A 14,284-nucleotide genomic window follows, 5' to 3' on the forward strand; every position below is an offset into this window, starting at 1 on the left:
ATCAATTTACTTTTATTTATTAAAATAAAAACAATTAACTAACTAAAGTATTCTCCATCCATAACTCCCCTGTATAACCCCTATCCCCTTCATTATATGGAATGATTGCAAAAATAACAATTTTCAAAATTTAAAACATACTTCTTTGATTCTCAATAAAAAAAGGATGTCGTGTAACCGACATCCTTTTTTTATACTAAACTATACGATTGAATTACACTTGATGTCATACTATGAATGCTAATACTGTCCTTTAGAGCAGGATCCCATTCACATTCTTTTCATTTATTTCTTAAATTCAATTTGCATCATTTTATTAAACTGTGGAACAATATCGATCCCACCTATAGAGTTAACACTGATAGCCAATGTATGTTTGCCTCCCATTACTCCACCAGCAAAAGTTGTAAATCCAGGAATTCCTCCTCCGTGCCCCCAAACTGATACACCGTTAGGAAGTTTAGTTTCATAGATTCCAAGACCATATCCGTCACCAACCTCTTTTCCTTCTACAGGAACTGTAGTAAGCATTTCTTTTAGCTCGTGTTGCTTTAGTAACTTACCACCGAGTAAAGATGAAAAGAACTTATTTAAATCGTCCGCATTAGAAATCATATCTCCAGCTGCATTAGCTAAACTCGGATTATAATCTGTCATATCTTTCAACTTACTTTCCCCGTCAATTTTCACATATCCCCGAGCATGATTCTTTCCTGGGATGACGGGTGAATTACCTGGTAAAAACGTATTTGATAGGTCCAAAGGCTCAATAATGCGCTTTTCAATTTCTTCTGCATAACTATTACCAGTTATTTTTTCAATTAGCATTCCTAGTATTACGTATCCTGTGTTTGAATACGACCAACCTTTACCTGGCGAAAAATCTGGAGGTAGAGCGAGTCCTATCTTTACTATTTCTTCTGCTACATACGTTTTCTTTGAATTCATTATGTCAGCGTCTTTTGATTTTAAGTATTCAGCTATACCACTCGTATGATTCAAAAGTTGACGTATCGTAATTTGATTGCCATCATACCCATTTCCTTGAATGAGGCCTGGCAGCCACTTTTCAATTGAATCGTCAAGTTGCAAACGATTTTCACCTACTAATTGAAGAACAGTCGTAGCAGTAAAAGTCTTCGTCACACTACCAATCCGAAAGCGATAGTCCGATTTCATCGGTTTCTTTGTACTTAAATCTGCAACGCCAGCAGTGTAACTACTAGTTTTTCCGTTATTATACGCCTTAGCTAGTATCCCTGTAGCGCCAAGCTGTACTGTTTCCTCCATTACTCGTTTCAAACTATTTCGATTCTTTTGATCGTGCACTTGTGATGGACTAGAAATATTTTGAGCTGAATCTGCCTTCAAAGTAAAACCAGGTGCGAATATAGTAGTACCCGCTAATAAAACTGTCAAACTTGCTAACTTAATTGAATTACATTTTTTCATGATCTTCTCTCCTCTATTCATATCGTATTGATTCAAGTTATACTTTCATCCTAAATGATAAAACTCTCTTTTTTCTTATCCATTCCTTACGAAATACTTACTTTCAAAATTTGGCGACCAGATGAGAAAAAATTATGTATGGAAATAAAAAAAGAACGTGTTTTCATTTATAAACACGTTCTTTTAAGCACTCTATTAACTTTTACCATCCTGCACTAGCGTTCATACCATTTCCTATAATAGTAAGAAGTAGTGGCCACAGTACTGGTACTAACGTAAGAAATAGATTAAACAGTATAAGTATTCTATATCTTCCAGGAATATTATAATTTTTACGATTAACAAATAATACAAAAACTAATAATATTATAGTCGTTACAAACAAAAGTAACACTAACAACCAATACCAAACCATTAAACTGAGACTCCATGGCTGTAATAGCTCGTGTACAATGCCAAAGGTGATTCCCAATACTGCAAAACTAAAAGTAGTAACTGTTGCTTTGGTCAACTACCCCCACTGAGATGAAACGTTTCAGTGGGGGCTTGAGTTAGAACGCTAGGTCTTTTCGTCTATCACTAGACAGTTGACGCTCTAGCATTCATGCCACCTTATGGTAACACCCCAAGTATGTTTTTGGTTGGTACTGGCAACGAACGATTGCTTTCCCACTTGCACCACCCTTTCGAAAAAGAGCAGTTCTTCCTTATGAAAGAAGCCACCACTCAGATGACTCCGGCGTGTGCTACAAGCCCCGACAAGTCGAGTACACATGGATGGTTGACGCACCCACTAAGCTATGCGCGAAGCAACAGCCTTACTTTTTTGCACTTCTAATAGAATCGGCGTTTTCACTTTAAGATTCTCTTCCAATTCTATAACTTTTGATTTTTTCAAGGTATTCAATGCACCGTTAATATCCGCATGAATACACCTTCCTGCTTTACTTTGGTACAGACCACGAGTCATTCGTTTGCCACTAAAGTGATAATACGTCTTATCATCCTTAGTCCAAACTGGAACCGGATCTTTATCAAGAAAACTAGCTTTTGAAGTATAACTTTCTTCTTGTTTGAAAAATCGGATACCTTCTTTTATACATTTATTCTCAATCGCTGCAATCAGTTTATAAAACGGGATTTGAACAAATTTTTGGTTATTCTTTTTTCCCATATTAGATTTTTGTTTCCAACCAGTGTTATACCCTACGACAACCGTATCTATATTACATGCGTTCACTTTTTTAAATAACAGGCCTACCGTTTGTGAAATGTAACCATTTATTTGTCGTTCCCGTTTATGCCAAAGTGCAGCCATTTGATTCGTTACAACTCGCTTTGAAATTCCGTTTTCAATATTTTTCTGCTGGAGATTACATATCATTTTGTTGAAGTACTGGTTAATGGATTTTAGTTTTTTTCCATCAATTAAAAATGCATCACCTGTATTTGTCACGCAACTTACTAATCTATCTACACCTAAATCGCCACTCAAAGCGTTACTCGTAGTCGTGGATGGTTTCTTCATTTGAGAAACGTGCATCTCATATGTATAATGCACCTCAAAGAACCGACCTTTTTGCTTCGGTACAATCTCAATGTAAGAGATTTTTTTATGTCTTAAGTTTTTTGGCATACGTATTTTAATGGAACCAAATTTTTTTCTAAATGCCACATTCATCGGAATCATCCAATACCCGTTATTATCCACTTTTGGCACTTGATAGATTTCAATAATTCGTTTGTCAGTTGAACGAGAATAATTCGGAAACTTAGGACGCCCTGTGAACTTCTCAGGATTTTTCTTCCACTGTTCCAAGGCTTTAAAAAAGCTCTTTACTTCTGCATACAAGGCTCTACGAATGGCTTGGACAGAGTTTGATTGAATGCCCCAGTAGTTCATATCGACTTGCATGGCGGTGTCTATTTCTTTTACAGTGGCAATTTTATTATGGGTCAAATAACTTTGTTTCATCGTGTACAATCCAACATTTCGCAATGCTTTTGAACTATGTGACATACGCTGAAGTAAACGAAATTCTTTTGCAGTCAAGCAAGCTCGCCCAACATTCTGTTTCTGCGTGAATCGTTTCATAGTTTCTCTTTTCTTTTGTTTGCGTAATACTTTCACTGCTTTCTTTCTAGCCATTGTTTTCACCACCTTTCTTAGAGAGTTCATTAAAATTACTTTTCAATCAAGTAACCAAATGATTATATTATCCAATTTCGTTGTCCTACGATATATTCCCTCCTTATCCAGGGGCAGCAGATTGCATCGCAAGACAAAAGAAACAAATATTCGCCCTGGTAAATTTATTATGAACGAAACAAAAGTGTTCAGCCTACCTTCTGACGGCAATTCATCTCCACCTGAATTGCCGAAAAGGATAAAAAAAAGATGACCCTAGCACTATAAGCTAAAGTCATCTTTTTCATTATATTATTTTACTAACTCTCCATTATAAGCTTTTATATCAAGAGGAGCAGTTAAAAACTGTTTTACTTTACTAACGAAAGATGTGAAGTGTTCACTCGTATTATGACTCGCAACTGCCTCTGCATCTTTCCATATTTCTACCATCGTATACACATTTTCTTTTTCCGTATCTTTATAAAGATCATAAGATAGATTTCCACTTTCTTCTCTTGAACCATGAATGAGCGGACGAATGTCTTCTAAAAATGATTGTTGTTTTGCTGGATCTACTTGAAATATTGCGTGAATAATAATCATGGTATTTCCCCTCTCATATCTCACTTATTTCTGTATTTATAAAATTACTTCCACTCAGCAACTTTTTCAATTGGAAGGCGTACAGATTGGTAACCACTGTCAGCAGCTTTTCCGATTGAAATTAACATTACTGGTACGTGACGTTCTTTATCTAATCCGAATGCTTCTGCGATTTGGTCTTTTTCAAATCCGCCAATTGGGCAAGTGTCATAACCGTGAGCACGAGCTGTTAACATAAATTGCATTGCTACAAGACCACCGTCAATTAGTACTGTATCTTTCATGACTTCTGGTGTAACCATTGAGAAGTAAGCTGAAAGTTTTTTCATTTGATCTTCTTTTACTTCAGCTGGCATTAAACCGCGCTCTACTGCTGTACCGTAAATTTCTTCTGCGTTATCAAAGTTGTTTAAATCACCAAATACAGCAATCATCGCTGAAGATGTTTCTACTTGAGATTGATTAAATTTCGCAAGTGGCGCAAGTGTTGCTTTCGCTTCGTCACTTTCAATTACCAAAAATCTCCATGGTTGCATGTTTACTGAAGATGGTGCAAGTGTTGCTTCTGTAAGAATTTCTGTCATTTCTTCTTTACTAATTTTCACTGAAGGATCGTACTTACGAATTGAACGGCGTCCTGTTAAAATTTCGTTAAAATCATTTGTTTTTACTGAGTTAGTCATAGTTGTATTCTCCCTTTTTTAAAGTTCTTTTATATTTTCTTGAATGTGATTTAACATATTTAAAAGATTATCGCGCTGTTCTTCACTTAATCCTTTAAAAGCTGAAGCTGCAAAACGTTCTTTTTCCTCTTGAAATGCCTGAATTTTATTTCGTCCCTCTTCAGTAAGAGAAACTAACGTAATTCTGTTATCATCTGGATTTTTACGTCTTACTATCATTTCATTTGCCTCAAGTTGTTTTAAATGCCTCGTTATCGCAGCATTATCAATATTCACTTCTTGTTGAAGTGCTTTTTGACTAATTTCACCTACTTCATATAACTGAAGTATAAGCTCTAATCGAGATTGGCTCATACCCGTACACCCTTCAAACTTCGAACTTACTTCTTTATTTAGAAAGTGTAATTTATATAAAATAATCGCTTCTTTTGAGCATGAACTTGTCAAACTACCCCTCCTTTACATGCAAAACAAAAATATTTGACGTATCAATAGTTGATACGTCAATTAATATAATCTATATCGATTTAGAATGCAAGCATTTTGTTTTCATTTATATTTTTCCAAATTAAGGCGCTTTGTCGCGTTACAAAAAATGTTAATTGCACTATAATAGTACTAATTTAAATGACTGGAGAGTGATTATAATGCGGCAATACACAAATAGAAATGAGGAAATAAAAATGGAAAATGAAATGAGGATATTCACATATGACAACAATAAATATAGGGATTGTCGCGCACGTAGACGCTGGCAAGACGAGTTTGACTGAGCGTATTCTTTACGAAACGAAGGTGATTAAAGAAATTGGTCGGGTTGATAATGGTAATACGCAAACTGACTCAATGGAATTAGAGAGACAACGCGGAATTACGATTAAAGCTTCTGTCGTTTCTTTCTTTATCAATGACTTAAAAGTAAATGTCATTGATACACCTGGACATGCCGATTTTATCGCTGAAGTGGAGCGATCATTCCGCGTTTTAGACGATGCAATTTTAGTTATTTCTGCTGTTGAAGGTGTGCAAGCACAAACAAAAATTTTAATGAGAACATTACAGAAACTAAACATACCAACAATATTATTCGTAAATAAAATTGATCGTAGTGGCGCAAATACTGAAAAAGTTATGAAGCAAATAAAAGATGTTCTTTCAAATGAAGCATTCCCCTTCTATTCTGCCCTAAACGGAGGAACGAAAAAAGCTCGGATTATTGAGTACAAATCATATGACGATTGTATGGAACTGTTAGCACCATATAATGAATCATTACTTGAGTCATACGTAAATAACGAAATCGTACCGGACACACTATTAAGAGAAGAACTCATTAAACAAATAGCGCAAGCAAGTGTGTTCCCTATCTTTTTCGGTTCAGCTATGACAGGTATGGGAGTAACTGAATTGCTCGAAAATATTTCAGACTTAATTCCAGCTAAAAATTCGGCAGAAAATGAAATATTATCCGGTGTTGTTTTTAAAATTGAACGTGAACCTTCTGGGGAAAAGATTGCATATGTAAGAGTTTTTTCTGGTCGTTTACACGTTAGAAAATATGTTGATATACAGCGCGGGGAAGCTCTAGCACATAAAGAAAAGATTAAGAAAATATGTGTATTTCATAACGGAGATGCTGTTCAAGCTTCTATCGTTCCTAGCGGAGAATTTTGCAAAGTATGGGGACTGAATGATATTACAATTGGTGATATTATCGGTGAACGGACTGATTATATAAAAGACATTCACTTTGCCGAACCACAAATGGAAGCTGCTATTGAAGCATTACCAAAAGAACGAATCCATGATTTATACGCTGCACTTATGGCGCTATGTGAAGAAGATCCGCTCATTAAAGTGCGGAAAGATGATGTTCATAATGAACTATATATTCGCCTTTTCGGTGAAGTACAAAAAGAAGTAATTGAAACAACTCTTTTTGAGAAATATAATTTGCAGGTGACTTTCTCAAATACGCGTGTCGTATGTATTGAGAAACCCATTGGCATAGGGAATAGCGTTGAAGTAATGGGCGAAAAAGCGAATCCATTTTACGCAACAATTGGTTTTAAAATCGAACGTGGTGAGCTTAACTCTGGCATAACATATAAGTTAGGTGTTGAACTTGGATCATTGCCTTTAGCATTTCATAAAGCGATTGAAGATACTGTATTTCAAACGTTAAAACAAGGTTTGAACGGATGGGAAGTTACGGACATTATCGTCACGTTAACCCATACAGGTTATGCTAGTCCTGTTACAACAGCGAGTGACTTTAGAAACTTAACACCACTCGTTTTAATGAATGCTTTAAATCAAGCTGAAACATGTGTATATGAACCAGTAAACGAATTTGAATTAACTGTACCGGAACATGCAATTAGTACCGCAATGTATAAATTAGCTGCTATTCCAGCAACTTTTGCAGAGCCTATATTCAATAATGATTCTTACCAGTTAACTGGGTCATTACCTGTTGCGAAAACAGAGAATTTTAAGCAAATGCTCCATTCATTCACTGAAGGAGAAGGTATATTTACAACGAAGCCAGCTGGTTTTATTAAACTGACGGGTCCCTTTCCTATTCGAAAACGCGTTGATTATAATCCACTGAATCGTAAGGATTATTTGCTTCATGTTTTGAAGGCTTATTAAAGTAAAAGAGGTGCAAATTGCACCTCTTTTTTGCATGTATTGATAGATTAGTTTGTCCTAACAACTTCTTCAAGCTTTTCTATTATTTTTGCTATCGCTTCAATTGAATCCTCTGTTTCAAATTCTCCAACATTTACAGAATGATTTGCATTTTTGACAACTTCAATTTGGAAATTCGTCTTATGTAACTTATCGATTTGATCTGCATTATATTGGTGATCTTTATCTCCAATTACTAATAGCCCTTCGTGGCGACTATGTAAAATCGACTCAAAAATAGAATCAAAAGTTAGTAAAGGTGTAAGTAGTATCATTTTTGACTGTAAAAAATCTTCTTTCTTCATTAAATCATTTGCAATCGGAATTGTTCCGAGTGACTTCCCTAAAAACATCGTATGATTGTATTGCTCACCTTTTAATACTTCCTTCATTAAAGGATTAACATCATCCATCATTATTTTTGTTACTTCTTCCATCGGTTTATTCATTACTTGTTCGTCATAAGAATAATGAATATGTACTACATCTATTTTATTTTCGAGCATAAGCATCGTCGCATAATAAAATAAAGGTTTATCATAATTGTATCCCGAGCCTGAAAACATAAAGCATACTGTATTAGAACCTTTTTCAATATGTGTATATGGAATTACTTTTCCGTCTATATGAATCTCTTTTTTAGTCCCCTTCATCTTTTCCCCTCCGCATACATTTACTTTTGTAAAACGATATGTTCTGTATGAACTAATACATCCTTTACTTTCTCTTTTATAAACGCTGGCTGTAAGTTATATGTATCTAACTCTTCTACAGGCACCCACTTAAAGAAATATGTTCTACCTTCTTCTTCCAAAATATATTGATCTGCCCCATTTGCAGGTAATTGTTTCAGCTCTACTTCATAATAAAAACTAATTTCATGAAACTTTCGTTTAGAAAGTGTAAAGAAATTTTCTACCGACCATATTAATCTCTTCACCTCAATAGGAACCGCTAACTCTTCCGCAAGTTCTCGTTTTAACGCGTCTTCACTATTTTCTAGCATTTTCACTCTTCCGCCTGGTACATACCAAAAATCTTCACCGTCACCTTGCAGAATGAGTATTTTATTATCGTGTTTGCAAATTGCTCCGACTCGGTAATTAAAACATGTTTCCTCTACTTTAAACGTTAGGTCCACACCGATTGCCCCCTTTATTTCATTTAAAAATCGCTATAAAACTATTATGTATGTACTGTACAAATAAGATTACTAAATCTTTCTATTTCATTCAATAATTTTTCAACTTTCCAAAAACAATACGCATCATTTGTCATCACAAGTATAAATACATATGTCACAATCACTGCACACACTAGAGAAGCATTATGGGGGACGAATGGAAACATTGCCAATATACAAAAGTGAAAAATCAAATAATTTCTAAGGAATCATTATAAAAGATAAAGTAAAACTTCAATAAATGGAGTTTTTATCTTTTCCCTGTTGTTTTTAAATATTGTTAAGACATTATTAAAAAAGACGCAAGGTCAACTTATGTGCTAATTAATTCTTTTTCTAGAAAAAGCGTCTTTTATTGCACTTGTTAATACATTTAGGAATAATAAAATAGCCATAACTACCATTAATACGTTAAATTGCTTTGTTTTATAAGGAGCGAACCATTCCGTAAAGAACACTGAATTAACGAGACGCTCCCCAACTCCTCCTTCCTTGAAGTTCGGTATCCACGAATTCATATCAAGGATGATAAAAATTAGTTGCATAACGAAAAATGCTCCAAGAGTTTTCAGCCAATTTCGTATTCGAATAGGACGCCCTTTTTTTGATGTCATTTAAAGATCCTCCTTTTAGATCTTGCTATTAAAGCGCCTTGTTCTGATAGATACGAATAGATAATATCCATGAAACCCCATAGCACCCCACTGCTATGACAGCAAATATAAGAAATAATTTCAAATCTGAAATCTCTTTTAAAAAGGTCAGTACGCCATTAGCATATTTATTTAATAAATATGGAGTATTTCGCATTAAATATATAACTCCAATAGATAAAAATATAAAAACTGGTACAAGTGTTTTCACTTTAAATGCAACAAAAAATGGGATGTAAAATGCAGTAATCAGCATGACTGCCAAGAAGCCTAGGATGTAACTTTCTAAGGAAAGTTGAAATTGCATGCTGTCTAAAATAAAATATTTTCCAACTAAACAAAATGGGATGATTACTATTGTAAAAAATAAGGTTCCAACGTATTTTGAACTTATAATTTCCTTCCTAGTATACGGTAATGAATTTACTAAAATATTAGCATTATCTTTATCATCAGATTGATATGTGTTAATTACAAAAACGGCACTACAAATGATTATGACATATGCTACATCCATGCCAGCCCACAAATAGGTAACTAGAAATAAGAGATAAGCAGGTAAAAAAGTTTTTTGTAAAATCAAATCCTTTTTTATTAAATTAAGCATCTTGACTCCCCCTTTTTCATGAAATACATAATATCCTCTAAACTTGGTTTTTCAATCACCACTTCTTTATTAAATAAAGTTTCGATAGAACTTACATTTTCAATCAATCCCTCGAAACCTGTATTTGCCTTACATACAGATATAAATTCACGCTCAGTATCAAAATCTAACATATCTAGTGGTCCTTTTACCAAAATATAATCTTCTGCAATGGCATAAATATCTTTTGTAAAAATATGCTTCCCATTTTGAATAAATGTAATATAATCGGCAATACGGTCTAAATCCGTTGTAATATGAGATGAGAAAAAGATAGTTTTCTCACCATCCTGCATAATATTTTGTAAAACATCCAATAATTCTCTTCTAAATACCGGATCGAGTCCGGAAGTAGGCTCATCCATAATAATTAGTTCAGCATGATGCGAAAGGGCAATTGCAAGAGAGGCTTTCATTTTCATTCCTTTGGAGAATGTTTTCATTTTTTTATTTAATGGTAATTCGAACAAATCTTTATAATATGTAAATTGGTTAAAATCCCATTTTTTATAAGCAGGCGCAATAATTTTAGTAATTTCCTTTAATGTGAGTTCATCATAAAACACATTATCGTCATAAACGAAACCAATTCTTTCTTTAATTCGCTTCGCATCAGTCGAATAGTTCATACCAAATAAGGAGACATTTCCACTATCCGGGTTCATTAGATTCATAATCATTTTAATCGTTGTAGATTTACCTGATCCATTTCCCCCAATAAAACCCGTAACAAATCCTTTTTTTACTTCCATCGAAAAATTTTTAATTTGAAATCCTTTAAAAGATTTACTAACATTTTGAAGTTCTATTACGTTTTCCAAGAGTTTTCCTCCTCGTATAAAATTGTAAGCATTTCTTTTAGATCATTTAAAGAAACATCCATTTGTTTAGCATTTTGAATCGCTTCACACAACTTTTCCTCAACTGTCTTTAATTTTTTTTCTTTCATAGTTTCAATGTTTTGTTCTGCTACAAAGGACCCCCTTCCGACAATTGAATAAATAAAACCGTCTTTTTCCAGTTCTTCATATGCTCTTTTCGTTGTAATAATACTTACCCTTAAATCTTTTGCTAACTGACGCATTGAAGGAAGAGCATCTCCTTGCTTTAAATCACCTAATAAAATAAGTTTTTTTATTTGGACACCAATTTGTTCATAAATAGGTTCCTTTGAAGTGTTCGTAATAACGATTTGCATGCAAATACCTCTTTTTAAAAAATATTGTATATATACTTTATATACAATATATACTATCGAACATTGTAAATCAACAGAAAATTTCTAAAATACAGTCACAAACACGATCTAATAATAAATGTAATTCATACAACTTATTTATACGGGTCTTCCTCGTATTTGCTCGATTTTGAGGTGGAGGTCTTACTGCTATCTAATGACTACGTGGTGTTTTACGGAGAAATTGGCACAGCTGGTAGTGTGAAAGCAAAAGAGTTTGAAACAAAAGAACAATCTGAGAAAGTTCATATCAAGTTAGACTGGAATGAAGATGACGAAGAAGGATTAAAAAAGATGTTTCCTAAGTTATGGGACATGTACGTGGAAGAACCGATAGACTGGTAGATTCGTTAATTGCCAAAAACGCCTTGTTTCTTTCGTAACAAGGCGTTTTTCATGATACTATGTTTAAATTTTTATCTTCCCACTTTCCCACCACTTCATGAAAGTTTCTAACGAAGGAGCAACCCAAGTTCTACTATCATTCTCATGATTCCATACATATATATCATCTCTTTGCACGATTCCGTTCAAAATGGAATAACCAAACAAATCACCATTTCCGCCATCAGCAAAAAATAATAAACAGTCAAAAGGCATATATAAATCCTTGAAATCAACTATATTTCTCATATTCATATTTTCAGTTTTAATTTTTGAAGCAGACCATATAAAGTCCCCATACTCACCTTGTACACCGTTTGTTTCCTGTAATAATTGATATAAATCATTCGGTAATTCCACCTGCAAATTTTTGTGAACTTCAGCGAGTTCATTCTTTGTAGCTGGATTTTTGAAACTTAAGTTTTGTGAAATACTACGAATGTTGATTTTCCACATAGCTTTTTATCCTTCCATCACTTATGTTCAATCAAGTATAGAAAAAGAGGATTCCCTAAATTGATTGATACCACTTTTCTATCAAATCTTTCTCCCTCTCTCCTGAAATACCTGCTTTTAATTCCCATTCGTCCACACTCTTCATCCACTCATACACATCTGTAACTGTATGTTCTAACTTTCTAAAAGTAAGCCCTTCTTTAACAGCACTTTCAATACTAATAGAAAAACCACCTTTCCACGGCTTCGTCTCACCTTCTAATGAAAAAGCTTCAGGAAGCCATAGTGGCATCTCTGTCCAAGGCTGCACTTTATTTTCATTCATAAACGATTCATCTACCCAAACGAATGCAGCATCACTATCCGTAACCTTTTTACACGTATTTAATAGCTCTTCCATCGTCAATTCATAGTTTGGACCTGTAACATTGAATGTACCTGCTTTATTGTTTTCTGACATGTTTAGTCCCCAGTTTGCAACGTCTTTTATATCAACTATCTGCACTGGACGGTCTTTTCTTCCTGGAACTAACACTTTCCCTCCCTTTGCTACACGCCCAATCCAGTATGGAAGCCGGTCTGTATAATCAAACATACCAGAAAGAAGTCCTGCTCTTACGTGTAAAACACGCCCCGGCCAATACTTCTCTGCTTCCTTTTCACACAATACTTTCAGCGCACCGTAATACTCATAAGGAGAACCTTCACCATTCTCCACAGCCTTTATTTGATCACCCGTAGGTTCAGCTTGTAATATATAATCTTCTTTTATATGATACGGAATCCAATCTTTATAAACGGAAAGACTTGAAATGAATATATAATGCTTTATATTATTGTGTAATGCTTCTCCAACATTTCTAATATGATGCGGAGAAAATCCACACGTATCTATGACAACGTCCCATTTTCGATTTTGTAAACTTGAAACATCATTATTTCTGTCACCGATTAACTGCTCTACTTCAGGAAAAATTTCTTTATGTGTTCCGCGATTAAATAATGTAACTTCATGCCCTCTTTTTAAAGCCTCTTCTACAAAAGCTCTTCCTAAAAAACGTGTACCGCCTAGAATTAAAATCTTCATGGTTCTCCCCCATTCGTAATTGAAAATTCTTTCTTTTGTTAAACGATTTTTTGTTGTAAAAAGTTACGGGGTTGGTCTAACTTTTTCTACAAGTTCAACATATGTAATTTCCATTTCATATATAATTAAAATATCGGATATTTGATTAATCACTTATATATACTTAGGTAGGTGAAAAATATTAATAGAAACATAATTTATCATTCAACATTATGTATATATCTTCTCTCATCGCTTATTTATATCATCTTACTGAACATAGAAAATGGTCGTAACTATTTAGGATTTACGATGGTTGTTCCGCTTTTAGCTGCTATTTTATATCAGAAATTATATAAGAAACAAAAACTAGTTCATACATTTGGAGTTTCACGTCCAAAAATAAAACCATTAATTTTCTCCATTTTATTCCCAATACTTCTAGGTCTATGTCTGCATTTCTATTTTTATATTTATAATATAAAATTCTTATTTAATCATTATAATGAATTGGGATTTCTCCTACTCATTGGTCTTACAATTGCTGCTTTGTCTGCATTTTTAGAAGAAATCATATGGCGTGGAAATTTTCATTACCATTTACGAAAAAAATATTCTTTAAAACAAACAGCAATCATTACTGCATCACTTTGGTCTTTATGGCATTTACCAGTATCAATCTTTTATAAAAATTATGAATTATGGTTTGTAGGAATATTAAGCTATCTCTCGTTATTATTTATGGTATCTATAATTTTGACGTATACGAGAGAGTATAGCCATTCTGTGATAACACCTGCAATTTTACATGGTATGTTTAATGTATTTTATTTAACAGATGGAGTAGAAACAAAATGGGATATTAGCCTAATGGAATTAATTAAATTTATCTTGCTGTTAATTGTTTTTGGCATGATGTATCTAATACATCGAAAAGTTAAAAGTACCTAAACAAATTATAAAGTACTTCAACACCTATTCAATAATCGTATAGATGTTGAAGTTTTCTAATCTTAGTTAATACAACACTTTTTTCTATCATGAAGAACAAAACAAGTTTAACTAAACCTTTCATTCTTGTTTTTATAAAAATAAG

At 33.8% G+C, this 14,284-nt stretch carries 16 protein-coding genes and 1 pseudogene; 3 read left to right on the forward strand and 14 right to left on the reverse strand.

What is annotated here, in order from left to right:
* Nucleotides 1-285: 285 nt before the first annotated feature.
* From FS742_RS07125 to FS742_RS07160, 6 genes and pseudogenes are all read right to left on the reverse strand, one after another.
* Nucleotides 286-1,452 (reverse strand): serine hydrolase domain-containing protein, encoded by a 1,167-nt coding sequence (locus FS742_RS07125; RefSeq protein ID WP_144611772.1) that lies wholly within the window; start codon nucleotides 1,450-1,452, stop codon nucleotides 286-288.
* 202 nt (nucleotides 1,453-1,654) lie between these two features.
* A pseudogene (locus FS742_RS07130) lies at nucleotides 1,655-1,963 on the reverse strand (DUF3902 family protein); the annotation flags it as partial.
* Between the two features lie 282 nt (nucleotides 1,964-2,245).
* Complete coding sequence (locus FS742_RS07140) at nucleotides 2,246-3,601, reverse strand: RNA-guided endonuclease TnpB family protein (RefSeq protein ID WP_144611773.1); 1,356 nt, start codon at nucleotides 3,599-3,601, stop codon at nucleotides 2,246-2,248.
* 291 nt (nucleotides 3,602-3,892) lie between these two features.
* Nucleotides 3,893-4,186, reverse strand: coding sequence for a putative quinol monooxygenase (locus FS742_RS07150; RefSeq protein ID WP_144611774.1), 294 nt, complete (start codon nucleotides 4,184-4,186; stop codon nucleotides 3,893-3,895).
* Nucleotides 4,187-4,230: 44 nt separating this feature from the next.
* Nucleotides 4,231-4,869 (reverse strand): nitroreductase family protein, encoded by a 639-nt coding sequence (locus FS742_RS07155; RefSeq protein WP_144611775.1) that lies wholly within the window; start codon nucleotides 4,867-4,869, stop codon nucleotides 4,231-4,233.
* Between the two features lie 18 nt (nucleotides 4,870-4,887).
* Nucleotides 4,888-5,316: a MarR family winged helix-turn-helix transcriptional regulator gene (locus FS742_RS07160; RefSeq protein ID WP_000204175.1), complete on the reverse strand. Its 429-nt coding sequence runs from the start codon at nucleotides 5,314-5,316 to the stop codon at nucleotides 4,888-4,890.
* A 264-nt stretch (nucleotides 5,317-5,580) separates the two neighbouring features.
* On the opposite strand from FS742_RS07160, the gene FS742_RS07170 reads away from it, so the two are divergent.
* A complete protein-coding gene (locus tag FS742_RS07170) occupies nucleotides 5,581-7,524 on the forward strand; it encodes an elongation factor G (RefSeq protein ID WP_144611776.1) in 1,944 nt (647 codons plus the stop codon).
* A 47-nt stretch (nucleotides 7,525-7,571) separates the two neighbouring features.
* Here FS742_RS07170 and FS742_RS07175 read toward each other — a convergent pair whose 3' ends face one another.
* The 6 genes from FS742_RS07175 to FS742_RS07200 all read right to left on the reverse strand — a co-directional run bounded on the left by FS742_RS07175 (nucleotide 7,572) and on the right by FS742_RS07200 (nucleotide 11,243).
* Nucleotides 7,572-8,216 (reverse strand): alpha/beta hydrolase, encoded by a 645-nt coding sequence (locus FS742_RS07175; protein ID WP_144611777.1) that lies wholly within the window; start codon nucleotides 8,214-8,216, stop codon nucleotides 7,572-7,574.
* 20 nt (nucleotides 8,217-8,236) lie between these two features.
* The gene (locus tag FS742_RS07180) at nucleotides 8,237-8,704 is read right to left on the reverse strand and encodes an NUDIX hydrolase (protein WP_144611778.1); all 468 of its coding nucleotides are present in this window, start codon (nucleotides 8,702-8,704) and stop codon (nucleotides 8,237-8,239) included.
* Between the two features lie 362 nt (nucleotides 8,705-9,066).
* Complete coding sequence (locus FS742_RS07185) at nucleotides 9,067-9,360, reverse strand: YfzA family protein (protein ID WP_144611779.1); 294 nt, start codon at nucleotides 9,358-9,360, stop codon at nucleotides 9,067-9,069.
* 28 nt (nucleotides 9,361-9,388) lie between these two features.
* Nucleotides 9,389-10,006, reverse strand: coding sequence for an ABC-2 transporter permease (locus FS742_RS07190; RefSeq protein ID WP_144611780.1), 618 nt, complete (start codon nucleotides 10,004-10,006; stop codon nucleotides 9,389-9,391).
* Complete coding sequence (locus FS742_RS07195; protein ID WP_098238257.1) at nucleotides 9,994-10,866, reverse strand: ABC transporter ATP-binding protein; 873 nt, start codon at nucleotides 10,864-10,866, stop codon at nucleotides 9,994-9,996. The genes FS742_RS07190 and FS742_RS07195 overlap by 13 nt, the downstream gene beginning before the upstream one ends.
* Nucleotides 10,854-11,243, reverse strand: a complete 390-nt coding sequence (locus tag FS742_RS07200) for a GntR family transcriptional regulator (protein WP_001167593.1) — start codon at nucleotides 11,241-11,243, stop codon at nucleotides 10,854-10,856. Before FS742_RS07200 ends, FS742_RS07195 begins: the two co-directional genes overlap by 13 nt.
* A 186-nt stretch (nucleotides 11,244-11,429) precedes the next feature.
* Here FS742_RS07200 and FS742_RS07205 point away from each other — a divergent pair, with 186 nt between their 5' ends.
* On the forward strand, nucleotides 11,430-11,627 hold the full coding sequence (locus FS742_RS07205; RefSeq protein WP_144612075.1) for a hypothetical protein: 198 nt from the start codon (nucleotides 11,430-11,432) through the stop codon (nucleotides 11,625-11,627).
* A gap of 63 nt (nucleotides 11,628-11,690) precedes the next feature.
* Here the strand turns inward: FS742_RS07205 and FS742_RS07210 are convergent, their stop codons facing one another.
* The gene (locus FS742_RS07210; protein WP_144611781.1) at nucleotides 11,691-12,122 is read right to left on the reverse strand and encodes an SMI1/KNR4 family protein; all 432 of its coding nucleotides are present in this window, start codon (nucleotides 12,120-12,122) and stop codon (nucleotides 11,691-11,693) included.
* Between the two features lie 55 nt (nucleotides 12,123-12,177).
* On the reverse strand, nucleotides 12,178-13,209 hold the full coding sequence (locus FS742_RS07215; RefSeq protein WP_144611782.1) for an SDR family oxidoreductase: 1,032 nt from the start codon (nucleotides 13,207-13,209) through the stop codon (nucleotides 12,178-12,180).
* Between the two features lie 171 nt (nucleotides 13,210-13,380).
* On the opposite strand from FS742_RS07215, the gene FS742_RS07220 reads away from it, so the two are divergent.
* Nucleotides 13,381-14,139: a CPBP family intramembrane glutamic endopeptidase gene (locus FS742_RS07220; RefSeq protein WP_144611783.1), complete on the forward strand. Its 759-nt coding sequence runs from the start codon at nucleotides 13,381-13,383 to the stop codon at nucleotides 14,137-14,139.
* Nucleotides 14,140-14,284: the final 145 nt, after the last annotated feature.

It is taken from the genome of Bacillus cereus, from assembly GCF_007678085.1.
In the GTDB taxonomy this organism is placed as follows: Bacteria; Bacillota; Bacilli; order Bacillales; family Bacillaceae_G; genus Bacillus_A; species Bacillus_A cereus_BE.

Excerpts from the sequence above, each read along its gene's own strand:
- FS742_RS07175 (WP_144611777.1), bottom strand. The coding sequence starts at position 8,216 with ATGAAGGGGACTAAAAAAGAGATTCATATAGACGGAAAAGTAATTCCA.
- FS742_RS07210 (WP_144611781.1), bottom strand. The coding sequence starts at position 12,122 with ATGTGGAAAATCAACATTCGTAGTATTTCACAAAACTTAAGTTTCAAA.
- FS742_RS07140 (WP_144611773.1), bottom strand. The coding sequence starts at position 3,601 with ATGGCTAGAAAGAAAGCAGTGAAAGTATTACGCAAACAAAAGAAAAGA.
- FS742_RS07125 (WP_144611772.1), bottom strand. The coding sequence starts at position 1,452 with ATGAAAAAATGTAATTCAATTAAGTTAGCAAGTTTGACAGTTTTATTA.
- FS742_RS07200 (WP_001167593.1), bottom strand. The coding sequence starts at position 11,243 with ATGCAAATCGTTATTACGAACACTTCAAAGGAACCTATTTATGAACAA.
- FS742_RS07190 (WP_144611780.1), bottom strand. The coding sequence starts at position 10,006 with ATGCTTAATTTAATAAAAAAGGATTTGATTTTACAAAAAACTTTTTTA.
- FS742_RS07185 (WP_144611779.1), bottom strand. The coding sequence starts at position 9,360 with ATGACATCAAAAAAAGGGCGTCCTATTCGAATACGAAATTGGCTGAAA.
- FS742_RS07215 (WP_144611782.1), bottom strand. The coding sequence starts at position 13,209 with ATGAAGATTTTAATTCTAGGCGGTACACGTTTTTTAGGAAGAGCTTTT.
- FS742_RS07155 (WP_144611775.1), bottom strand. The coding sequence starts at position 4,869 with ATGACTAACTCAGTAAAAACAAATGATTTTAACGAAATTTTAACAGGA.
- FS742_RS07150 (WP_144611774.1), bottom strand. The coding sequence starts at position 4,186 with ATGATTATTATTCACGCAATATTTCAAGTAGATCCAGCAAAACAACAA.
- FS742_RS07170 (WP_144611776.1), top strand. The coding sequence starts at position 5,581 with ATGACAACAATAAATATAGGGATTGTCGCGCACGTAGACGCTGGCAAG.